The 21422-nt window shown below is 64.6% G+C and carries 21 protein-coding genes and 2 pseudogenes; 15 read left to right on the top strand and 8 right to left on the bottom strand.

Annotated elements, in window-relative coordinates; genetic code table 11:
• Positions 1 to 13: 13 nt before the first annotated feature.
• Both ACVIIV_RS06630 and ACVIIV_RS06625 read left to right on the top strand, forming a co-directional pair.
• Positions 14 to 1111, top strand: coding sequence for an ISAs1 family transposase (locus ACVIIV_RS06630; protein ID WP_456742655.1), 1098 nt, complete (start codon positions 14 to 16; stop codon positions 1109 to 1111).
• A 97-nt stretch (positions 1112 to 1208) separates the two neighbouring features.
• A complete protein-coding gene (locus tag ACVIIV_RS06625) occupies positions 1209 to 1952 on the top strand; it encodes a polysaccharide biosynthesis/export family protein (protein ID WP_456743484.1) in 744 nt (247 codons plus the stop codon).
• A 150-nt stretch (positions 1953 to 2102) separates the two neighbouring features.
• On the opposite strand, the gene ACVIIV_RS06620 is transcribed toward ACVIIV_RS06625, so the two are convergent.
• From ACVIIV_RS06620 to ACVIIV_RS06605, 4 genes are all read right to left on the bottom strand, one after another.
• Positions 2103 to 2585, bottom strand: coding sequence for a hypothetical protein (locus ACVIIV_RS06620; RefSeq protein WP_456743483.1), 483 nt, complete (start codon positions 2583 to 2585; stop codon positions 2103 to 2105).
• A gap of 233 nt (positions 2586 to 2818) precedes the next feature.
• Positions 2819 to 3490 carry a dienelactone hydrolase family protein gene (locus tag ACVIIV_RS06615; RefSeq protein WP_456743482.1) on the bottom strand — a complete coding sequence of 224 codons (672 nt, stop codon included), beginning with the start codon at positions 3488 to 3490 and terminating at the stop codon, positions 2819 to 2821.
• 386 nt (positions 3491 to 3876) lie between these two features.
• Complete coding sequence (locus ACVIIV_RS06610; RefSeq protein ID WP_456743481.1) at positions 3877 to 4212, bottom strand: hypothetical protein; 336 nt, start codon at positions 4210 to 4212, stop codon at positions 3877 to 3879.
• A 24-nt stretch (positions 4213 to 4236) separates the two neighbouring features.
• Positions 4237 to 5001, bottom strand: coding sequence for an alpha/beta fold hydrolase (locus ACVIIV_RS06605; RefSeq protein ID WP_456743480.1), 765 nt, complete (start codon positions 4999 to 5001; stop codon positions 4237 to 4239).
• Between the two features lie 289 nt (positions 5002 to 5290).
• On the opposite strand from ACVIIV_RS06605, the gene ACVIIV_RS06600 reads away from it, so the two are divergent.
• The 4 genes from ACVIIV_RS06600 (at position 5291) to ACVIIV_RS06585 (ending at position 11122) form a co-directional block, all read left to right on the top strand.
• Positions 5291 to 6373, top strand: coding sequence for an ISAs1 family transposase (locus tag ACVIIV_RS06600; protein ID WP_456743479.1), 1083 nt, complete (start codon positions 5291 to 5293; stop codon positions 6371 to 6373).
• 453 nt (positions 6374 to 6826) lie between these two features.
• Positions 6827 to 7318, top strand: coding sequence for a (2Fe-2S)-binding protein (locus ACVIIV_RS06595; RefSeq protein WP_456743478.1), 492 nt, complete (start codon positions 6827 to 6829; stop codon positions 7316 to 7318).
• Positions 7315 to 9609, top strand: coding sequence for a molybdopterin cofactor-binding domain-containing protein (locus tag ACVIIV_RS06590; protein ID WP_456743477.1), 2295 nt, complete (start codon positions 7315 to 7317; stop codon positions 9607 to 9609). The genes ACVIIV_RS06595 and ACVIIV_RS06590 overlap by 4 nt, the downstream gene beginning before the upstream one ends.
• 418 nt (positions 9610 to 10027) lie before the next feature.
• Positions 10028 to 11122 carry an HD-GYP domain-containing protein gene (locus ACVIIV_RS06585; protein WP_456743476.1) on the top strand — a complete coding sequence of 365 codons (1095 nt, stop codon included), beginning with the start codon at positions 10028 to 10030 and terminating at the stop codon, positions 11120 to 11122.
• A 125-nt stretch (positions 11123 to 11247) separates the two neighbouring features.
• Here the strand turns inward: ACVIIV_RS06585 and ACVIIV_RS06580 are convergent.
• Both ACVIIV_RS06580 and ACVIIV_RS06575 read right to left on the bottom strand, forming a co-directional pair.
• A pseudogene (locus ACVIIV_RS06580) lies at positions 11248 to 12830 on the bottom strand (AMP-binding protein).
• Positions 12831 to 13046: 216 nt separating this feature from the next.
• Positions 13047 to 13457 (bottom strand): VOC family protein, encoded by a 411-nt coding sequence (locus ACVIIV_RS06575; protein WP_456743475.1) that lies wholly within the window; start codon positions 13455 to 13457, stop codon positions 13047 to 13049.
• 124 nt (positions 13458 to 13581) lie between these two features.
• Here ACVIIV_RS06575 and ACVIIV_RS06570 point away from each other — a divergent pair, with 124 nt between their 5' ends.
• From ACVIIV_RS06570 to ACVIIV_RS06550, 5 genes and pseudogenes are all read left to right on the top strand, one after another.
• Positions 13582 to 14556, top strand: a complete 975-nt coding sequence (locus ACVIIV_RS06570; RefSeq protein WP_456743474.1) for a Bug family tripartite tricarboxylate transporter substrate binding protein — start codon at positions 13582 to 13584, stop codon at positions 14554 to 14556.
• A gap of 148 nt (positions 14557 to 14704) precedes the next feature.
• Positions 14705 to 14983, top strand: coding sequence for a DUF3551 domain-containing protein (locus ACVIIV_RS06565; RefSeq protein WP_456743473.1), 279 nt, complete (start codon positions 14705 to 14707; stop codon positions 14981 to 14983).
• Between the two features lie 99 nt (positions 14984 to 15082).
• Entirely contained in the window at positions 15083 to 15535 is a 453-nt protein-coding gene (locus ACVIIV_RS06560; RefSeq protein WP_456743472.1) for an ArsR/SmtB family transcription factor, read from the top strand.
• A gap of 8 nt (positions 15536 to 15543) precedes the next feature.
• Positions 15544 to 15879: pseudogene (locus tag ACVIIV_RS06555) on the top strand (SRPBCC family protein); the annotation flags it as partial.
• Positions 15880 to 15895: 16 nt separating this feature from the next.
• Positions 15896 to 16633, top strand: a complete 738-nt coding sequence (locus ACVIIV_RS06550) for a DUF899 domain-containing protein (protein ID WP_456743471.1) — start codon at positions 15896 to 15898, stop codon at positions 16631 to 16633.
• A gap of 176 nt (positions 16634 to 16809) precedes the next feature.
• Here ACVIIV_RS06550 and ACVIIV_RS06545 read toward each other — a convergent pair whose 3' ends face one another.
• Positions 16810 to 18054 (bottom strand): S1C family serine protease, encoded by a 1245-nt coding sequence (locus ACVIIV_RS06545; protein WP_456743470.1) that lies wholly within the window; start codon positions 18052 to 18054, stop codon positions 16810 to 16812.
• 204 nt (positions 18055 to 18258) lie between these two features.
• On the opposite strand from ACVIIV_RS06545, the gene ACVIIV_RS06540 reads away from it, so the two are divergent.
• The 4 genes from ACVIIV_RS06540 (at position 18259) to ACVIIV_RS06525 (ending at position 20592) form a co-directional block, all read left to right on the top strand.
• On the top strand, positions 18259 to 18876 hold the full coding sequence (locus tag ACVIIV_RS06540) for a hypothetical protein (protein ID WP_456743469.1): 618 nt from the start codon (positions 18259 to 18261) through the stop codon (positions 18874 to 18876).
• Positions 18863 to 19237, top strand: coding sequence for a transcriptional regulator (locus ACVIIV_RS06535; protein ID WP_456743468.1), 375 nt, complete (start codon positions 18863 to 18865; stop codon positions 19235 to 19237). Before ACVIIV_RS06540 ends, ACVIIV_RS06535 begins: the two co-directional genes overlap by 14 nt.
• A gap of 30 nt (positions 19238 to 19267) precedes the next feature.
• The gene (locus ACVIIV_RS06530) at positions 19268 to 20008 is read left to right on the top strand and encodes a di-trans,poly-cis-decaprenylcistransferase (RefSeq protein WP_456743467.1); all 741 of its coding nucleotides are present in this window, start codon (positions 19268 to 19270) and stop codon (positions 20006 to 20008) included.
• 98 nt (positions 20009 to 20106) lie between these two features.
• Entirely contained in the window at positions 20107 to 20592 is a 486-nt protein-coding gene (locus ACVIIV_RS06525; protein WP_456743466.1) for a Crp/Fnr family transcriptional regulator, read from the top strand.
• Here the strand turns inward: ACVIIV_RS06525 and ACVIIV_RS06520 are convergent.
• Positions 20531 to 21358 carry a metallophosphoesterase family protein gene (locus ACVIIV_RS06520; RefSeq protein WP_456743465.1) on the bottom strand — a complete coding sequence of 276 codons (828 nt, stop codon included), beginning with the start codon at positions 21356 to 21358 and terminating at the stop codon, positions 20531 to 20533. The genes ACVIIV_RS06525 and ACVIIV_RS06520 overlap by 62 nt on opposite strands.
• Positions 21359 to 21422: the final 64 nt, after the last annotated feature.

The following is a 21422-nucleotide window of genomic DNA, read 5'->3' as shown; positions in this document are numbered from 1 at the left end:
GATGGAGCGGCCGATGAACCGATTTGCGGAGTGCTTCGAGGAATTGCCGGACCCGCGCGCGGACAATGCGCTGCACGATCTGACGGAGATTTTGTTCATTGCGTTGATGGCGACGCTGTGTGGGGCAACGAGTTGCACCGACATGGCGCTGTTTGCGCGGATGAAGGCCTATCTTTGGGAGGGTGTGCTGGTGCTCGAGCATGGTCTGCCGAGCCACGACACGTTCAGCCGCGTGTTCCGCATGCTCGATCCGGCAGCGTTCGAGAAAGCCTTCCAGCGCTTCATGAAGGCCTTTGCGGAAGGCGCGAAGATCAAACAACCGAGGGGAGTGATCGCGCTCGACGGCAAAGCGCTGCGGCGCGGCTACGAGCGCGGCAAGAGCCATATGCCGCCCGTCATGGTGACCGCTTGGGCGGCGCAGACCCGCATGGCGCTGGCCAACGTGCAGGCGCCGAACAACAACGAAGCTGCCGGCGCGTTGCAGTTGATCGAACTTCTGCAGCTCAAAGGCTGCGTGGTGACGACCGATGCGCTGCATTGCCATCGCGGCATGGCCAAAGCGATTGTGGCACGGCGCGGCGATTACGTGCTGGCGGTGAAGGAGAACCAGCCGGCGCTGTTGGCCGACGCCAAGGCTGCCATCGGTGCCGCAACGCGCAAGGGAACCAGAGCGACCACCACCACCGATGCCGATCACGGGCGCAAGGAAAGGCGCACTGCCGTTGTCGCACCGGTCAAGGACATGGCGCAAAAGCACGACTTTCCCGGGATCAAGGCCGTGGCCAGGATCACCAGCAAGCGCGGCAAAGACAAGGCCATCGAGCGCTTCTTCCTGATGAGCCAAGCCTACAGCTCCAAGGATGTTCTGCGTATCGTCCGTACTCACTGGACCATCGAAAACGGCCTGCATTGGCCGCTCGACGTCGTCCTCGACGAGGATCTGGCCCGCAACCGCAAGGACAACGCCCCGGCCAACCTTGCCGTACTCCGGCGTCTTGCCCTCAATGTCGCCAGAGCCCATCCCGATACAACCACCTCCTTGCGCCTCAAGCTTAAGCGCGCCGGATGGAACGATGCCTTTCTCTTCGAGCTTCTTGGCCACATGCGATAGCCCTACCCTCCAGGGGAGGGTGAAGCCCTCCGCTCAACGCTTTATTAACCATAACCGGTGCATCACTGCAGCTGTCTCGTTTCGAGGGATGGGTCCGGTGCCGGTTGCACGCGCGTTTCGATGGTCGAACTTGGCGTCCTTGGCAGCGTCCGCCGCGCTTGCCCTTGGCGGCTGCATGCAGACGACCGGTCCCGTCGCAGTCATGCAGCCCCGTCCCGATCTCGACTCCATGGCCTATGGCCAGCCCTATAGCGCGCCGCAGCCGGTTGTCGTCGCCGACGGCGGCGGCGCCATCGGCGCCCTGCGCAATTCCTTTGCCTCGTCGCCCGCACCGATGCCGGTCGGCTACGCCGCGCCGATGGCGGCGCCGGTGCGCAACGGCGCCTCCTACCATCTCGACGCCGGCGACAAGCTTCGCGTCGTGGTCTACGGCCAGGAAGGTCTCACCAACAGCTATTCGATCGACGCCGGCGGCTCCATCACCATGCCGCTGATCGGCGCAGTGCCGGCGCGCGGCCGCACCACGGCGGGTCTTGCCGGCGAGATCGGCGCGCGCCTGCGCAACGGCTACATCCGCGAGCCCTCGGTGGCGGTCGAGATCGAGGCCTATCGCCCGTTCTTCATCCTCGGCGAGGTCCTCGCGCCCGGCCAATATCCCTACGTGCCGAACATGACGGTCGAGAGCGCGGTTGCCATCGCCGGCGGCTTCTCGCCGCGCGCCAAGCGCGACCTGGTCACCGTCACGCACACCGAAAATGGCGGTGCCATGCGCGCCGTCGTCCCGCTCGGCACCCCCCTGGCACCGGGCGACACCGTGTTCGTCGGCGAGCGCTGGTTTTGACGAAGTACAACGTGCTTCGTCATTCCGGGGCGATGCGCCAGCATCGAACTCTGGTGCGCAATTGCGCACCTGAGAATCTCGAGCTTCCGGGTTCGCGCTTTGCGCGCCCCGGAATGACGGATGATAGAAGGGCGCGCGCTCCCCAGAAGCTCACCTTCGAAAATCCAGTCGCCCGTTCGGAAAGCGCCCGTCGATCCTGTCAGCATCGACCACACGTCCGACCCAAGGCCGTGTGATGGCCGGCGTGGTCAGGTTGATGTATTTTCCGACCAGGCGATCCGCGCCGTCGCGTGCCGCGTCGATCAGTCCGTGCCGGCGGCCGTTGTCCCAGTCGAAGCGTAGATAGATCCGGCCTCCTGCGACGCGGATCTCCGCGCGCCCCTGCTTCCACTTGTCCGGCGTATCGCCGGCGATGGTGGGATCGGCGCCGCCATTCCAGCGGCTTGCCCAGATTCCTTCGATCGGATCGGATGGTGCTGCGATGGATGCCCATGCCGCCGCGTTGACGTCGGCCGCATCGCCGGAAAGCGATGCTGTCGCGGCATAGTCCAACACTTCGGAATCGTCGGGCGAGGGGACATCCATGGTTCCGAACGGATTGCGGAGGACGAGGTGCGTGATGGCCTGCTGCATGGCGATCTCCCGGCGTGAGTTGGCTTGACCGGCCAGCTCTATCGCCGGGCGGCACGATGCAGCCACCCGATTTCCGCTTCCCCCTCGTCATCCGCCGTAGCTCGAAGAGCGAAAACTATGGTGCGCAATTGCGCACCTGAGAATCCATTTCTCCACCATCGCTGACGCCCGATGGATTCCGGGTTCGACGCTGACGCGTCGCCCCGGAATGACGGCGGGGAGAGTCGCACGCTCTATCTCAAATGTTTCGCGAAAAATGCCATGCTGCGCGGCCAGGCAATGTCGGCGCTGGCCTTGTCGTAGCTGGCGCGCTCGTCGCAATGGAAGCCGTGCTGGGCGCCCGGATAGATGAACACCTCCACATCCGGCCGCTTCGACTTGATGGTCTCGACGTCGGTCAGCGGGATGCCGGCATCCTTCTCGCCGAAATGCAGCTGCGTCGGCACTTTCGGCGTCTCGTCGGCAAAGCGCACGACCGCGCCGCCGTAATAGCCGACCGCGGCCTTCAACCCAGACAGCCGCGTCGCCGCGACGAAAGCGATGCTGCCGCCGAGACAGAATCCGATGACGCCCACAGGGCCCGCACTCTTCACCGCATCGATCGCAGCCTGCGTGTCGCGCAGCATCGCGGCCCAGTCCGGATTGGCCACGAACTTGCGCGCCTCCGCGATCTCGTCGGGCGAATAGCCCGACTGGAAGTTCGGCGACGTCCGGTCGAAGATCGACGGCGCGATCGCAACGTAGCCTTCCCCCGCGAGACGGTCGCAGACCGAGCGGATGTGATGATTGACCCCAAAAATTTCCTGGATCACCACCACCGCGCCCTTCGGCGTGGCTGAGGGATCGGCGCGATAGGCGCCGAGCTGGAAATTGTCGGAGGCCGTCAGCTTGATGTCCTGTCCCACGCGGGTTGTCCTTCTTGGTTGTCGATCCGATTTTTGGCTCTTTCCCCTCATCCTGAGGAGCGCGCCCTTCGCGCGCGTCTCGAAGGATGCAAGGCCGAGCTGCGAGAGGAGGGCCTGCATCCTTCGAGACGCTTGCTGCGCAAGCTCCTCTCTATGAACACCTCAGTATGTCGGGTTGATGGTGCCCCGGACGCAGCGCAGCGTCCCTTCGACGATGCGCTGCAGAGCCGGGGCCCATCTCTCCGCATGTGCCGTGCCGCCCTGGGTCCCGGCTCTGCGCTGCAACGCTCAGGCGCGTTGCAGCTTGTCCGGGACACAAACACGTGTTCATGGGCCCTTGTGCAGCGCCGTTTTCGGAGCTGGGGACTCAGGATGAGGGCAGTACCTCACTCCCACATCCAGTTCTCGCCGTAATCCTCCTTCCATCCTGCCAGCCGTCCGTGGCGGAATTGCAGGAACAGGCGGTGGCGATAGGGGATCAGGCCGCTGCCGCCGATGTTGCGAAGGGCGAGATAGATCTCGTTGCCGGGACGGCCCCGCACATATTGCAGCGGCTGACCGAGGGCGCGCGAGGTCTGTTCGGCATCCATGCCGAAGGCGAGCGGCGTGTTGTTCGACAAGGTCGTGACGAAAGGCTGGCGCGGCGGCACGGCGCCGAACGGCTCGGCCTGTGCAGATATCGACAGCAACATCGTGCCCGCAGCCAGCATCATCAGCTTCATCGCCCGCGTCCTTGCTAGATCGACCTATGCCGGCAAGTTCTTCAGGAAAGGCGCGACCGCGTCAACAAAAGCCTGGGGCTGGTCGATGTTGACGGCGTGTCCGGCGGCGGGGATCACGACCTTTTGTGCGCCGGGGATCTTTGCCGCCATGTAGTCGGACGCCGCCAGGAACGGCGTGTCGTCGGCGCCGACCACGATCAGGCTGGGCACCTTGATGTCGGGCAATAGCTCCATCACGCGCGCATCGCGCTGGGTCAGCATGCCGCGCGCGGCAAGCGCCAGCCCGCGGGCGTTACGATGGCTCGCGGTGGCGCGCTCGCGCGTCGCCGCTTTCAGCACATCGAGGCCTTCGCGGTCGAGCCTGTCGGCGGTCGCAAGCGCCCGCGCGTTCCAGGCTTCGCGCGCATCGTCCTTCCTAAAGCCCGGTCCGGTGTCGATGATCAGCAGCGCGCGAGCCCGCTCCGGGTGCGCGCGATAGAACGCGAGCGACATGTAGCCGCCGAGCGAGAGACCGCCGATGATGGCGCGCTTCGCGCCGACCGCATCGAGGATCGCCGCCATGTCGCCGACCGTCAGCGCCTCACTGTACGCGTTCGGATCGTCGGGATAATCGGACTGACCGTGGCCGCGCATGTCCCACAAGATGAGCTTATGATCCTTCGCGAGCGCATCGACCTGCCCATGCCACATCGCCGAGGTCGAGGAATAGCCGTGGGTGAGCAGCAATGGCAGCCCCTCGCCATGGACTTCGTAGTAGATTCCGACGCCGTCCCGGTCGATCTTCGGCATTGTTTCCGCCCTCTTCTTCTATTCTAACCGCGACCTCAGTGCTTCACCCTTCCCTGGAGGGGGAGGGTCGGCTCACGTTGAGCGCAGCGAAATGTGAGACGGGGTGGGGTGACGGTCTCTCCATCTCGAACGGTGTTTCTCGTGGAGAGATCACCCCACCCCGCTCGCGCTCCGCGCGATCGACCGTCCCCCTCCAGGGTAGGGGAATCGCATATGGCGTTGGCGGGGTGTTGCCAAGCGGCTGGAACTGGATTCTTTGGGTGTCTCTCGATTCCCGAGGGAGCCCTAAATGCGCAAGCTCAAGCGCCTGTTTCGACCGCTCAAGGATCCGCGCGCCAGCAACAGCCGACACGATCTGGTGGATATCCTTGTCATTGCATTGGCGGCTACGCTGGCTGGCGCCAAGACCTGCACCGAGTTCGAGTTCTTCGGCCAAGGCCGCGAGGAACTGTTGCGGCGATTCCTGGAGCTTAGGCACGGTATTCCGAGCCACGATACGTTCAGCAACGTCTTCCGTGCGCTGGACCCGAAAGGTCTGGAAGCGGTTTTGCGCAAGTTCAGCAAGAGCTTCGGCATCGAGGGCGTGGTCAGCATCGACGGCAAGACTCTGCGCGGAGCCTTCGCGCGTGGCCGGCAGGCCACGCCGCTGCATATGGTCAACGTCTGGGCGGCCGGCACGCGTATGGCGTTGGCTCAGCGGAAGGCCCCCAATCGCAACGAGGTTGCTGGAGCTCTCGAAGTCCTCGCGCTGCTCGATCTGGACGGAGCTCTTGTCACCGCCGACGCCTTGCATTGCCGGCCCGATACCGCGCAAGCCATCCGCGACCGGAAGGGGCACTACGTGTTGGCCATCAAGAGCAATCGTGGCCGGCTCTTCAAGGCCGCCAAGACGCTGGTCGACACAGCCCGAAAGGCTGCGCGAGCGAGTCAACGAAGGGCCACCGCCCACGGCCGCATCGAACGCCGGCAGGCCATCATCGCGCCGGCGCCACAGTTGGCGAAGCAATACGACTTCCCTGCTATCGCCGCCGTCGGCCGCATCGACAGTTGGCGCGCCAACTCGGGCAAGACCGCCAAGCATACGGTCCGATATTTCCTGGCCTCGCGCCTGCTGTCGGCCAAAAAGCTGCTCGAGGCCGTGCGCGCCCACTGGAGCATCGAGAACAACCTGCACTGGGTTCTCGACGTTCTGTTCGACGAGGACGCCTGCCGCAGCCGCAAGGATCACGCTGCGGAAAATCTCGCTCTTATTCGCAAGCTGGCCATCAATGCCCTGCAGGCAACGCCCGGTCCCGCGCGCATCAGCCACAAAATGCTCCAGGCCAGATGGAATAACGACTTCCTTCTCTCCACTCTCGCCCATATGCGATAGCCCTACCTGGAGGGGGAGGGTCGGCTCACGTTGAGCGCAGCGAAATGTGAGACGGGGTGGGGTGACGGTCTCTCCATCTCGAACGGTGTTTCTCGTGGAGAGATCACCCCACCCCGCTCGCGCTCCGCGCGATCGACCCTCCCCCTCCAGGGGAGGGTAAGGCTCGCCGTTGGTTGCATTCTACTTTGCCAAGTTACCTGGAAGAAACTGCCTGAATGCGATGGCACGCATGTCGGATGCACGCGCTGTTGTGTCCAGTAGCTGCATCGGTGTCGTGGCGCGGCGCACAACGAGCGGGTGCGGCGGCGGTTTTTTCGACCGATTCCAAATTGCATTTGCTTCCGCGTCTGAACGTGATCATTCTCGCGGGCAAGGCTGACGCCAGCCCGGTGGGCGTCAGCCGCACAAGTTGCCGCCGTAAGCGGCTTCATGCACCGGCAGGGGAAGACGCCTATGCCAACACTCACCATCAACGGGCGGAGTCTGTCCGTGGATGCGGCGAACGACACGCCGCTCCTCTGGGCGATCCGCGAGCAATTGCAGATGACGGGCACCAAGTTCGGCTGCGGTGCCGGGCTGTGCGGGGCCTGCACCGTGCACGTCAACGGCGAAGCCGTGCGCTCGTGCCAGACCATGCTCAGTGACGTCGCCGGCAAGAAGATCACCACCATCGAAGGCCTCTCCGCCAAGGGCGATCATCCCTTGCAGAAGGCATGGATCGCCGAGCAGGTGCCGCAATGCGGCTACTGCCAGTCCGGGCAGATCATGCAGGCGGCCTCGCTGCTCGCGAAGAATCCGAATCCAACCAAGGAGGAAGTGGTCGCGCATATGGACGGCAATCTCTGCCGCTGCATGACCTATTCGCGGATCCAGAAGGCGATCATGCGCGCCGCATCCGAGATGCGCACCGCGTCAGCCACCTCCGGCGAACGGAGGCCCACATGAACAAGCACGTGAAGAATGTCGCCGCTGAGGCGACCGATCTCAGCCGCCGCTCTTTCCTCGTCGGCACCGCCGCAACCGGGCTCGTGCTCGGCTATGCCGGCGTGCCCGGCATCGATGCTGCGGCGGCCGCGGCGCCCGCCAATTTCGAGCCGAGCGTCTGGTATGCGATCTCGCCGGACGGCCTCGTCACCGTGACCTGCGGCAAGGCCGACATGGGCCAGCACATCGCCTCCACCATGGCGCAGATCGTCTGCGAGGAGCTGGGCGCGAAGTGGAGCGACATGCGCGTGTCGCTCGCCTCCAACGATCCCAAGTTCAACGACCCCGTGCTGGGCGCGCAGATCACCGGCGGCAGCTGGTCGACCATGATGAACTTTGACGCCATGAGCCGGGCGGGCGCAGCCGGCAGGATCGCGCTGACGGAGGCGGCGGCCGCCGCCATGGGGCTGCCGCCTTATTTCAAGGATCAGCTCGTGGTGCGCGACTCCGTGGTCTCGCATCCGAAGTCGAAGAAGCAGATGAGCTTTGCCGAGATCGTCCGAAGCGGCAAGGCGACGAAGACCTTCACGCCGGACGAGCTGAAGGCGATCAAGCTGAAGACACCGGACCAATACACCATGATCGGCGTCTCGGTGCCGCAGCTCGACATCCCCTCCAAGACCAACGGCACGGCCAAGTACGGCATCGATGTGATGCTGCCGGGCATGGCCTACGGCAAGGTGGTGACCCCGCCGGTGCGCTTCGGCGCCACGGTGAAATCGGTCGACGACAGCGAAGCCAAGAGGGTGCCTGGCTTCCTGAAGGCCGTCATCCTCGACGACAAGACCGGATCCACGTCCGGCTGGGTCGTCGCGGTGGCCAACACCTACGCCAATGCACGCAAGGCGGCGGATGCGCTGAAGATCGCCTATGACGCGGGTCCGAACGCCAAGCTGTCGAGCCAGTCGCTGCTCGATGAAGCCAAGCGGCTTCAGGGCTTGGAGGATTCCGGCCAGTTCTTCGTCAAGGACGGTGATCCCCATGCTGCCTTCGGTTCGGCGGCCAAGGTGGTGGAGGCGGAATACACCACCAGCATCAACATCCACGCACCGCTGGAGCCGATGAACGCCACCGCGGAGTTCAAGGGCGACATCCTGCACATCTATTCCGGCAACCAGTTCGCGACGCGCTCCGGCGCCATCGCGGCAGGCGCGGCCGGGATCGATCCGAAGTTCGTGGTCATGCACCAGCATTGGCTGGGCGGCGGCTTCGGCCGACGTCTCGATGCCGACATGATGATTCCCGCCGTGCAGGCGGCGAAGGCAGTCGGCAAGCCGGTGAAGGTGATCTATTCGCGCGAGAACGACATGACGATGGATTTCTCGCGTCCGCTCACCTATCAGAAGGTCAAGGCCGGCGTGGACGGCGATGGCAAGCTCATTGCGATCAGCCACGACGTGGTCTCGGCCTGGCCGACCGCGCGCTGGGGAATCCCCGATTTCCTGACACCCTCGGTCGACAAGAAAGGCCCGCTTGACAGCTTCACGGTAAACGGCGCCGACTTCTTCTACACCGTGCCCAATCACTACGTGCGCGCGATCAAGAACGAGCTCGCGCACAACGCCACGCCGTCGGGCCAGCTCCGTTCGGTGGCGCCGGGCTGGACCTTCTGGGCAGTCGAAAGCATGATCGACGAGATCGCGGCGGCCACGGGCAAGGATCCCGCCCAGTTCCGCATCTCGCTGCTCGACGGCGCCGGCAAGAATGACGGCGGCGCGCAACGCTTGCGCAACACCCTGCTCGCCGCAATGGGGCTGTCCGGCTACGGCACCAGGCAATTGCCGAAAGGCGAGGGCATGGGGGTCGCCTGCGTCTCCTCGCAGGAGCGGGCGTCCGCGAGCTGGACAGCGTGCGTGGCTCACGTTGCCGTCGCGCCGTCGGGGTCGGTGACCGTGAAGAAGCTCACGGTCGCAACCGACGTCGGCACGCAGGTGCATCCCGACAACATCCGCGCCCAGGTCGAGGGTGCGGCGCTGTGGGGCCTGTCGCTGGCGATGTACGAGAGGGCGACGCTGAAGGACGGTGGCATCGAGCAGACCAATTTCGACAGCTACACACCCTTGCGCATGAGCCAGACGCCCGAGGTCGCGGTTGCCGTGATCGCCAATGGCGAGAAGGCCACCGGCGTCGGCGAGCCCGCGGTGACGGTGGTGGCACCAGCCATCGGCAACGCCATCTTCAATGCCAGCGGCGCCCGCGTTCGCGCCCTGCCGATCACGGCGGAGGCGGTGAAGGCGGGCATGAAGGCGTGAGGCTGATTGCAGAATGAGATGATCCGCCGGAGGGCAGCCTCCGGCGGATTTGTTTGGGGAGCAATCTCCACCCCCTCACTGTCATGCCCCGGCTTGACCTGGCTTGACCGGGGCATCCAGTACGCCGCGGCTTCTGGGCCCTAGCCGCACCGTCTCGGAGTACTGGGTCGCCCGGTCAAGCCGGGCGACGACAACGGAGGGCGTGGGAAAAGCGTCCAAAAATTCCTCTTATCCATCAATGCCCATCCTACTGTGCATGGGGTTGTTTTCGCGGTTTTGGTTTGGAACCGTCACGGAACCCAAATCCCTAAAATTGCACCCAATTCCCCAAGGTTCCATTGAGCACGCCTCTTAAGGCCCGGAGAACCTGATCCGGCTTAGGCTGACGCCAAACCAGTCCCATGCTCTTGGGGAAGCCATGAACGCGCCAGCCAAATCCGCCACCAAACGCCGGCTTCTGCTCGCCTCCGATCGCAGCGACGGGAGCAGCGAGCTCGCCAGCATCCTGAAAGCGGTCGGCGACGTCTCGACGGTGACGACAGAGGCGATCCCCGCCCAGCCGGCGCGCGATCTCTCCGGCCTCGTGGTCGACATCAACCTGCGCTCGCCCGATAGCGTGCAGCGGGTGCGCAACAAGCTGCGCGGCGATGCCTATCGTTCGATGCCGCGGCTGTTCGTGCTCGCGGACGCCCTGCATCACGGCACCATGCAGGCCTGGGCGTTAGGGGCCACCGACACCATTTCACGGCCGCTCCAGGCGGACGCCATCCTGCAGCGCATCCGCGCCGCCTTCCCGGACACCGCCGCCTATGACGCGACCGATCGCGGCAAGACGCTCAACCGCGGCGTCGAGGCGGCGCATGCGGTGCTGGCCAAGATGTTCGAGAAGCTGCCGCTCGGCGTGCCCCTGACCTTCGATGACGTCATCGCCGCCGAGAGCAAGATTCTGAAGGCGATCAAGCATTCCTCGCTGCGTGAATGGCTCACCACCGTCGGCTGCCATCATGTCGGCAGCTATCGCCACTGCCTGTTCGTCACGGGCTTCGCCGTCGCCTTCGCCCAGCATCTCGGCATGCGCGAGGACGACCAGCGCCGCCTGACCCGCGCCGCGCTGCTGCACGACGTCGGCAAGGCCTTCGTTCCGGCCTGGTTGCTCGACAAGCCGGGCAAGCTCACCGACGACGAGATGGCCGAGGTTCGCCAGCATCCGCGCCGCGGCTATGACGCGCTCGCCGCCCAAGGCGGCTTCCCGCCGGAGATGCTCGACGTCGTGCTGCATCATCATGAATTCCTCGACGGCTCCGGTTATCCGAACGGCCTGTCGTCGAATCAGATCAGCGACATCGTGCGCCTGACGACGATCGTCGACATCTACGCCGCCCTGGTGGAGAAGCGCGCCTACCGCATGCCCTTCACCCACTCCCGCGCCTTCACCATGATGGAAGGCATGGGCGGCAAGCTCGACCAGCAATTGCTGCAGGCGTTCCGCCCGGTGGCGCTGGGGTCGTTCTAGCTCGCTATCGTAGGGTGGGTTAACGCAGCGTAACCCACCACTTCTGTCTCTGCAGATACCAAAGAGGTGGGTTACGCCGAGTGGATGCGCTTTGCGCATCCACGGGGCTAACCCACCCTACAACCTCACCCCACCAGCTTTCTCAGCTCCGCCTTCGCCACCTTCTCCAGTGTCGAGCGCGGCATGTCGTCGACGAGCCTGATCTCGCGCGGCAGCTTGAAGTCGGCGAGGCCCTTGGCGGCAGGCTTCCATCACGCGATCATGCAGATCGGGCGCGGCACCCGCGACGCCGCCCTGCGGGATGATGAAAACGACCGGCACCTCATCCAGCATCGGATGCTTCTTCGCCACCAACGCGGCCTCGCGCACGCCGGGAACAAGCGCGATCACCTGCTCGATCTCGGAGGCCGCAACGTTCTCGCCGCCGACCTTCAGCATGTCCTTGGCGCGGTCGCCGAACTTGATGAAGCCGTTCTGAAGCCGCTCGACGCGGTCGCCGGTGAGAAAGAAGCCGTGCTCGTCGAAGCTCTCGCGCGTCGCTTTCTCGTTGTGCAGGTACTCGGCGAACAGCGACAGGCCCGGAATGCCCTTGATCGCGAGGTTGCCGGTGTCCCCGACCTCGGTCGGCCCTCCGTCGTCGTCGGTGATGCGGATCTGATATTCGGGCGCGGCACGCCCGATCGACATCGGGATGTTGGGCTGGTCGACCTCGCCGACGATGCCGTGAGTGATGGTCTCGGTCATGCCCCACCAGCCGATCATCTTGACGCCGAAGGCGGCAAACGCCGGCGGCTCGTTGATCGCGGTGCCCCACAGGCGGAATTTATGGTCTGTCGGGATCTCCTGCTCGAGCAGCGCTTTCATGCAGAACGGAATCGTCGAGGTCCAGGTCGAGCCATGCTCGCGCGCGACACCCCAGAACCGGCTCGCGGAGAAGCGCGGCTGGATCACGCAAGTCGCCCCAACCCACAGCGTCGCCAGCATGGAATAGGCCAGCGCGTTGGTGTGGAACAGCGGCAAGTACGCCTGGTGCACGTCGCCTGCGTGAAGGTCCTCATGCGCGGCGTTGATCTTGGCGCCCCACAGCGCGTTGGCATGGGTCCACAGCACCGCTTTCGGCCGCGATGTCGTGCCGGACGTGTACTGCACGCTGCATGGCGCCAGCGGATCGGTCGCGCGCCTGGGACGGTCGGCGCTGTCGGCGGACAGGGATTCAAAACTGTCGCCGCGCGAGACCAGATTGCGCAGGCGCCGTGCAGGCGTCATGCGAGGTCACCGCCATCCAGCGGATGTTGCGGCAGTTCTGCGCGACGACCTCTGCATAGGCCGGCTGTGTGATCGCGGCGACCGCGCCGCAATGATCGGCGAAATACTCGATTTCGGCCGGCGCCGAGCGTGTGTTGGTGGTGACCGCGATGGCCCCTAACTCGGCACAGGCAAACCAGGCGAGCATCGCCTCGATGCAATTGTCCAGGTGAATGAGCACATATTCGCCGGGCTTGACGCCGCGCTTGGCGAGCCCCGCCGCGAGCGCGCCGACCCGCTCGTGAAACTCGCCGTAGCTCCAGCGCCGCGCCGGCGCGTCGAACGGCGCCCAGATCAGGAACGGATGATCACGCCGAACTTCGGCGCGCAGCTTGAGCAGCCAGGGCACGTCGAGGCCGTCGAACGGGCCCACGATTCCGGCTTCTGTCTTTTGAATGGGCATGTGTTCTCCCCGTGCAGCCCTGTATCTTGATGGCGGCCGCATTGTGATTATTGCGTCTTCCTGCCACCGGATGGCGCGGGGCGCAAATCGGGGCACACTATCTCCCCCGTCATTGCGAGGAGCCCTTGCGACGAAGCAATCCAGGGTCCCTCCGCGGAGACAGCCTGGATTGCCTCGCTGCGCTTGCAATGACGGTGGCGTTGGCGCGAGCGTGCCTCAATCTTCGTACGACGAGATCTCGATCAAGCTGCCATCGGGATCCCGGCAATAGACCGAGCGCAGCGTACCGCGGGCGCCCTGCCTCGGGCCCGGGCCTTCCTCGATCGCAACGCCATGTGCCTGCAAATGCGCCACCACCTCGTCCGGTGTGGCCGAGGTGAGAAAGCAAAGATCCTCGCTGCCGGCCGTCGGGTGGTCCGCGGTGAACCACTCCACCCTGTCTGCATCGCGTTGCCGCACGTTGATCTTCTGGTTACCGAATTCAAGGAAAGTCCGCGGCGCTTTGCCGCCGCCCGGATCGATCACCTTGACTTCCATGCCGAGAATCTTGCGGTACCACTCCGCCGTCGCTGCGACGTCGCTGACATTGATCACGAGATGATCCAGGGCATGAACCTTGACCGGCATGTCTCATCCTTTCGTCGCGATGCGCCCCACGCACTTTCCGCCTGCGGAAAGCTTTGTTACAACCGCGCCGCCGCGACTTTCAAGCTATCCGACTTTCAAGAACAACACTGGGAGAACCCTTGAGATGATCACTCGCCGTACCGCGCTGGGCCTGCTCGCCGCCAGTCCGCTTGCAGCCAGCCCGCTGTCGAAGGCCCTTGCCGCCGATTATCCGGCCCGCCCGGTGAAATGGGTGGTCGGCTATCCGCCGGGCGGAGCCACCGACATCCTGGCACGGCTGATTGGCCAACGGCTCTCGGAAAGGCTCGGCCAGCAATTCGTGATTGAGAACAAGCCGGGCGCCGGCAACAATATCGCCACCGAATCGGTCATCAAGGCCGAGCCGGACGGCTACACGCTGCAAATGGTCAATCCGGCCAACTACATCAACGCCTCGCTCTATAAGAACCTCAAGTTCAACTTCGTGCAGGACATCGCGCCGATCGCCTCGTTCCAGCGCGTGCCGAACGTGATGACCGTCAACAAGGACGTGCCGGCGAAGAACGTCGCCGAGTTCATCGAATATGTGAAGGCCAATCCCGGCAAGGTGAACATGGCCTCGTCCGGCAACGGCACCTCGGTGCATCTGTCCGGCGAGATGTTCATGGCCATGACCGGCTGCAAGATGCAGCACGTGCCTTATCGCGGCGCAGCGCCCGCGATCACCGACATGCTCGCGGGCCAGGTGCAGGTGATCTTCGACAACATGCCTTCGATCATCCAGCACATCCGCTCCGGCTCGCTTCGCGCCATCGGCGTCACCACCACGGAACGCTCGCCGCAGCTGCCTGACGTGCAGCCGATCGCAGACACCGTGAAGGGCTATGAGGCGAGCGCGCTGTTCGGCATCGGCGCGCCGAAGAACACGCCGAAGGAAATCATCGCCAAGCTCAACGCCGAGGTCAACGCGGTGATCAAGGAGCCCGACATGGCCAAGCGTCTGGTCGAGCTCGGCGGCGAGCCTCGCGTGCAGACGCCCGAGGCGTTCGGCGAGGAGATCAAGGCCGAGACCGAGAAGTGGAAGAAGGTCGTCGAATTCGCCGGCCTGAAGGTCGAGTAGCGATCTTGTGATGCCAAGGAATGAAGCCCTGCCGTTCGGCAGGGCTTTTTTCTTGCGCGCGCGAGGCCATTGATCTGGAATAAAAGCGTGCGACGAAACCTGATGATATGTGGGGCCGTATCTCGCACCACCAAGAGGAGTTGGAATCATGCGCATGATGCAATTGGCGCTGCCGGCGCTGGCCACCATGGTTCTCGTCGGTTTCGTCACCATCACGCCGGCGGCGGCGCGCGATTATCCCTGGTGCGCGCAGGGCGGCGAGTACGACTATCCCGGCGAATGCGCCTACAGCACCTATGAGCAATGCCAGGCCAGCGTGTCCGGGCGGCTGCTGTATTGCGATCGCAATCCTCGCTTCGCCTATGGCCAGCAACAAATCCCACAGCCGCGGCCGCACCGGCGCGCGCGGCCTGTCGCTCCCTACTGATCGCGCTTCCTGGGATCGTAGCCCGATCACGCAGTCGTGCGGATCCGCGTCCGCACGTTCCGGCTTGACGCGTTTCCGTTCGCTGCTATACTAAACCATATGGTTAAGTATCAGAACGAGATGCTGGACCGGACCTTTGCGGCGCTCTCCGACCCGACGCGGCGTGCATTGCTGGCGCGCCTCGGCGAGCAGGAAAGCCTGTCGGTGAGCGAGCTTGCCGCACCGTTTCCGGTCTCGCTGCCGGCGATCATGAAACATCTCGACGTGCTCACGGATGCAGGCCTGATCGTGCGGGAGAAGACCGGGCGCACGGTGGCCTGCCGGCTCACCGCGCAGCCGATGGAGCAGGCGATGAACTGGCTCAATCGCTATGCGCAGTTCTGGTCCCACAATCTCGATCGCCTCGCCGCCTTCGTGGAGCAAGAGACATGGCCAACGCAGCCGCCAACGCCGCCGAACGCCCAGCAGAGCGTCCAAGCCTCACGCTCACGCGCCGGCTCCGCGCGCCGCCGGCAAAGGTCTACGCCGCCTGGACGCAAGCCGCGCAGCTAGCGCAATGGTTCGGCCCGCCGAACATGAAGCCGGCGACGCTTCAAGCCGAGCTCGACGTGCGCGTCGGCGGCAGCTTTCGCATCAGCTTCACCCGCGACGACGGCGAGTATTTCGAGGCTGGCGGCACCTATCGCGAGGTGGTGCCGAACGAGCTGCTCGTCTTCACCTGGGCCTGGCACTCGACGCCGGAGCGTGAATCGCTGGTGACGATCTCGCTGAAGCCGGACGGTGCCGGCACCTTGATGATCTTCCATCACGCCCAGTTCTTCGACGAGACCGCACGCGACAACCACCAGCGCGGCTGGAGCTCGTTCTTCGACAAGCTCGATGCTTTCATCGCCTGACGCCAAGGAGAACGCCATGCAGCACCATCAGATCGTGTCGCGCGAGCAATGGATCATCGCGCGCAAGGCCCATCTGGCGCGTGAGAAGGAACTCACGGCAGCTCGCGAGCGCCTCGCCGAGGAGCGCCGCGCCTTGCCTTGGGTCAAGGTCGACAAGGCCTACGAATTTGACGGGCCGAACGGCAGAGTGTCGCTCGGCGATCTGTTCAAGGGCCGCCCGCAGCTCGTCGTCCAGCACGTGATGTTCGCGCCCGATTGGGACGCGGCCTGCAAGAGCTGCTCGTTCTGGGCCGACGGTTTCGAGCGCATGGTGCCGCATCTGGCCGCGCGCGACACGTCCATGGCCGCGGTCTCGCTGGCGTCAAGCGCAAAGCTCGAGGCCTTCAAGAAGCGGATGGGGTGGACCTTCGACTGGGTCTCATCAGGCGACAACGATTTCAACCGCGATTACGGCGTGACGTTCTCGCCGGAAGAGATCGAGACCGGAAAGCCGATGTACAATTTCGGCACCACGCCAATCTACGGCCCCGAGCTGCCCGGCATCAGCGTGTTCTACCGCGGCGAGGCCGGCCAGATCTTCCACACCTATTCCTGCTTCGCCCGCGGCCTCGACATGATGAACGCCGCCTATCAATATCTCGACCTCACCCCGCTCGGCCGTCACGAGGAGGGTCTGCCCTATCCGATGGATTGGGTCCGCCTGCGCGACCAGTACGAGCCGCAGGCGGCGAAGGCGGCGTGCTGCCACGGGTGAGGGGAAGGCTGTTGCCGCGAACTCTACTCTGTCACCGTCACCCTGAGGTGCCGGAGCGAAGCGGAGGCCTCGAAGTGCGGCGGCCCGGCTGCATCCGGGGCCGATTCATTCTTCGAGGCTCACACTGCGTTGCAGTATGAGTGCCTCAGGATGACGGAGTTGGTCGCGTCGCCTTCCTACCGCTTCGCGTCCGCCTGCTCCGTCGCATTGCACGAGATCAGCATCGTATACGGCCGGGCGTTGGCGGCGATGTCGGTGGTCTTGAGCTCGCTCTTCGGTTCGGTGGTCTGGTAGGGCACCACGGAATTGTCGAGGAAGTCGCGCAGCACGCCGGTCTTGATGGCGAAATTGATGTTCTCGGGAATGTTGCCGGTCGCTACGGCGATGCGCAAGGCCGGGATCTTTGCAGTGACCACGCCCACGACCTGACCTGTGTTATCGAACAGCGGTCCGCCGCTATTGCCGGGCTGTACGGGTGCACTGATCTGCAGAAAACGCGAGTCGTTGCGGATGCCGCTGAGCGAGCTCACGATGCCGGTCGTCACGCTGAAGTCGGAGGTCAGCATTCCGTGATAGGGAAAGCCGATCGCGATCACGGAATCGCCGGAGCGGATTGAACGGTCACGAATCCGGGCAAAGTCCTTGAATGTTGTCGTCGACGGCGCCTGAAGCAACGCGAGATCGTTATTGGCATCGCTCGACACGAGGCGCAGCGCCATTGCGGCCTCGCCGGCGAGGTTACCCTTGATGTCGCCGACGCAGCCGTCGATCACATGGTGATTGGTGACGATGTGTCCGCTCGTGCTCACCACGAAGCCGGTGCCGCTCTTGGCCCGGGCCGGTTTGCCGCCGGCCGGCGGTGCCGCCTGCTTCTCCGCCGTCGCTGCCGGCTTGGCCGCAACCTTTGTAAAATCGCCCGCCTTGTCGAGTCCGTCGGCTTTCACCTTGCTCACACAATTGGCCAATGCCGAGATGACCGGCCCGGTCGATGTCAGATCGAAATTCAATACGGCCCGGCCGGCTGTTGCCACCATAAGGCTCGCCTTCTGAAACGTACGCACGACATTGAGCGGCATGATGGCCGTGAGCATGTTGGACTGATACGCCGTAGCGTACAGCCTGGCTTGCTCCTGCCCGTCAAAGGTCACGTCGATCGCGGCGCTCTCGCCCTTGTTGAAACGGTAGCTGGGACTCGCGAAGGCGAGCGACCAGGTGCCGGCGGCATTTTGGCTCACGACGAGGATGACTCCGTTCGCATAGGGCGTCGTCGCGGCGCAATGGGAGAAGGCGCCCGTCTGATCATTGCTGAAGGCGCCGCCGATCCAGTTGCCGACATTGACGGTGCCGAACGGCCCGGCCGCGTTCGCCCCGACCACACTCACCTGCAACACGAACGCAACGACCAACGACCTCAACAACATACCAGCCCCCGGAAAACGCGTTTGGATCCATATTATCCGCGAGGGCAGGTGAGGCGCAACCGTCAGTTGTCCGCTCCAGTCGTCCGGTTGCCGGCAACAATTCGGGCTTGCATTTACTTTGCGGCGCCATATACTTTGCAATACAAAGTAACGGGGCCTGCCGCCCCGGAAATGCCCGGGTGGAACGAGGTTTTGGCGTTGCCAATGCGCGATCTCGACAAGGCGCTGGCCGACATCGTGGCGATCCGCAGCCAGATCGCGGCGGGCACCGCCTTTCGCGGCTACGGCCCGGCGACGATGGCGGCGACCGGCGCCGTCGCGCTCATCACCGCGGTTCTGCAATTCTGGCTGCTGGGCGATCCCACCAGCGAACCGCTCGGCTTCTTCATCGGCTGGTTCATTGCCGCCGCTCTCTCAGGGCTGATCATCGGGATCGAAATGCGTGCGCGCTCGCAACGCCATCATTCCGGTCTTGCCGATGCCATGATCCACCAGGCGGTCGAGCAGTTTCTGCCCGCCGGCGTTGCCGGCGTGCTGCTCGCGGTGGTGATGTGGAAGTTCGCGAGCGAGACGCTGTGGCTGCTGCCGGGCCTGTGGCAGATCCTGGTGTCGCTCGGCATCTTCGCCTCGGTTCGCTCGCTGCCGCGCTCCGTCGCACTCGCCGGCGCCTGGTATTTCGTGTCCGGCTTCGCGGTCGTCGTGCTCGCGAGCCGAACCCACACCCTGTCGCCATGGACCATGGGATTGCCCTTCGTGATCGGACAATCGGTGATGGCGGCCATTCTGCATTTCGCGTCCGGAGACAACAATGTCGAAGACTGACAGCGCGCCCTTCTCTTATGAAGGACTCGACCGCGTGATCCACGAGAAGGCGAGGCTCGGGCTTCTGACCTCGCTGATGGCGCATCCCAAGGGGCTGGCCTTCGGCGATCTCAAGCAGCTCTGCGGCCTCACCGACGGCAATCTCAGCCGGCACCTTGGCGTGCTCCAGGAGGCCGGCCTCGTCGAGGTGACCAAGGGCTACGAGGGTAACCGCCCGCACACCACCTGCCGCCTGACCAAGGCCGGCCGCCGCCGTTTCCTCGACTATCTCGCCGTGCTCGAGCGGCTGGTGCGCGATGCGGCGAAAGCCGCCGGCCGCGAGGCGCCGCCGCTCGGCCGCCTCGGTATCGTCTCGACCTGATCTTCCCCTTTTTTGACCGGAGACTTTGCAATGCAAAGTGAAATCACGTCCTGCAACGAGAAGCTTCATGTCGGCATCATCATGGACGGCAACGGCAGATGGGCGACGCGGCGCGGCCTGTCGCGCCTGCGCGGCCACGAGGCCGGCGTCGAGACCATCCGCCGTATCGTCGAGGCCGCGCCCAAGCAGGGCATCGGCACGCTGACGCTCTACGCCTTCTCCACCGACAATTGGCGGCGGCCAAAGGCTGAGGTCGCCGCACTGATGACCTTGCTACGCTTCTATCTCGCGAGCGAGGTGCAGAGCCTGGTCAAGAACGGCGTGCGCCTCTCCGTCATCGGCCGGCGCGATCGCCTGCCCGACGGCATCGCCACCGCGATCACCCGCGCCGAAGAGGCCACCGCTGCCGGCAATGCGCTGCATTTGCGCATCGCCGTCGATTATTCCGCGCGCGATGCCATCCTCAATGCCGCGGCGAAGGCGGCCGCGCTGACCAGCCTCACCCGCGAAGCCTTCTCGCAGCTCGTTACCGGCGAGGCTGGGCTTCGCGACGTCGATCTCATCATCCGCACGTCCGGCGAGAAGCGGCTGTCGGACTTCCTGCTCTGGGAGGGCGCCTATGCCGAGCTGCACTTCACCGAGCGGATGTGGCCCGAATTCGACGCGGCCGATCTCGCTGACGCGCTCGCCGCCTTCCATGGCCGCGAACGCCGTTTCGGCGGCCTTCAGGCGATCATGCCCGATGAGGTGCCGTCACTCTCCCGTGTGTGATCTCGCGACAGCCGCGGCCGCGTTGATTTGCCGCGTGGCACGGATCGTGCTCTAGTCTCCCGCGATGGAGTGTCCGCAGCGATGGGAGCTTTCGCAAGATGCGCGCGGTCCTGGACTATTGCACCGGTGGAACCGAGCGGCAGCTTGCCGCCGGCACGATCATCGTCGCCGAGGGTGGCACCACCGGCCATCTTTACGTGCTGATGCAAGGCAAGCTCGAGGTGCTCAAGGGCGAGATGGTGGTCGCTACCGTCACCGAGCCCGGCGCGGTGTTGGGTGAAATGTCCGTCCTGCTGGGCCAGCCGCACACCGCGACCGTGCGGGCCTGCTCCGACGCGGTCGTCTACGAATTCGAGGATGCCGCCTCGTTCCTCGAGAAGGAGCCGGGCGTGGCCCTGCTGATCGCAAAAATGCTGGCGCAGCGGCTCAATGTCGCCAACACCTACCTCGCCGATCTCAAGCGGCAATATGCCGGCCATGGCACGCATCTGGCCATGGTCGGCGAGGTGCTCCAGAGCATGATCAATCTGCCGCCGCTTGAGGTCTCGCCAGGCTCGGATCGGCAATCCGATCCAAGAATGTGAGCCAGTCGGGCGGCGCCTCGATCGGAGCGGCGGGGCGCTTCAGCGGTGCATTCAGGTCGATCCACTGGGCCTCGCCGGCCGCAAGCCAGAACGCCTTGTCGGCGTCGAGGTCCAGCACGATGGAGGTCGGCGGACGGCCGGGTTGGAGGCCGGTGTTGAAGACCCAGGTCTGGCCCAGCCGGTCGAACCACGATCCATTGGTGATGAAGGGCGACTGATGCACATGGCCCGAGATCACCATCGACGGCTGGTACTGCGTGATCCATTGCACCAGCTCGACATCGCCGAAGAAGCGCTTGCCGCCCCAGCTTGTCGGTGAATCCGCCGGCGGCGCGTGATGCGCCCAGATCCAGCGCTGCGGCCGGCTGGCCGCGGCATCGCGCAACTGCTCGACGAGGCGTTGCTTGACCAGCGGACCGTCCCACCACGGGCACACCGTGAACAGGGTATCACCGATGCTGAGGCTGTCGCCGTCGCAGGCAATGCCGACGTCGCGCACCTCCGAGATCCAGCGCGAAATCTTTTCACCCTCCGCGTTGCGATCGTCGAGATCGTGATTGCCGGAGCAGAGGATCACGCGGGTCGTCGCGGCGAGCAGTGCGAGGTACTTCTTCACCACCACGATCTGGGCGCGAAAATCCACCATCGAGCCGATGTCGAGCGCATCGCCGGCGAAGATCACGAGGTCGAATTGCGGCGCCGCGCTGACCAGCCAGTCGAGCTGAGGCAGCGAATAGTGCAGGTCGGCCACGACCAGGCAGCGCATTGGAGAACCGTCCGCGAGAGATCGACAATGTCTGGGAATTCCAGACGTCATGAAGCAAGAAGCG

Source organism: Bradyrhizobium sp. USDA 4354 (assembly GCF_054060315.1).
Note: the sequence above shows the minus strand (reverse complement) of the source record. Positions and strands in the feature narration are given on the sequence as shown.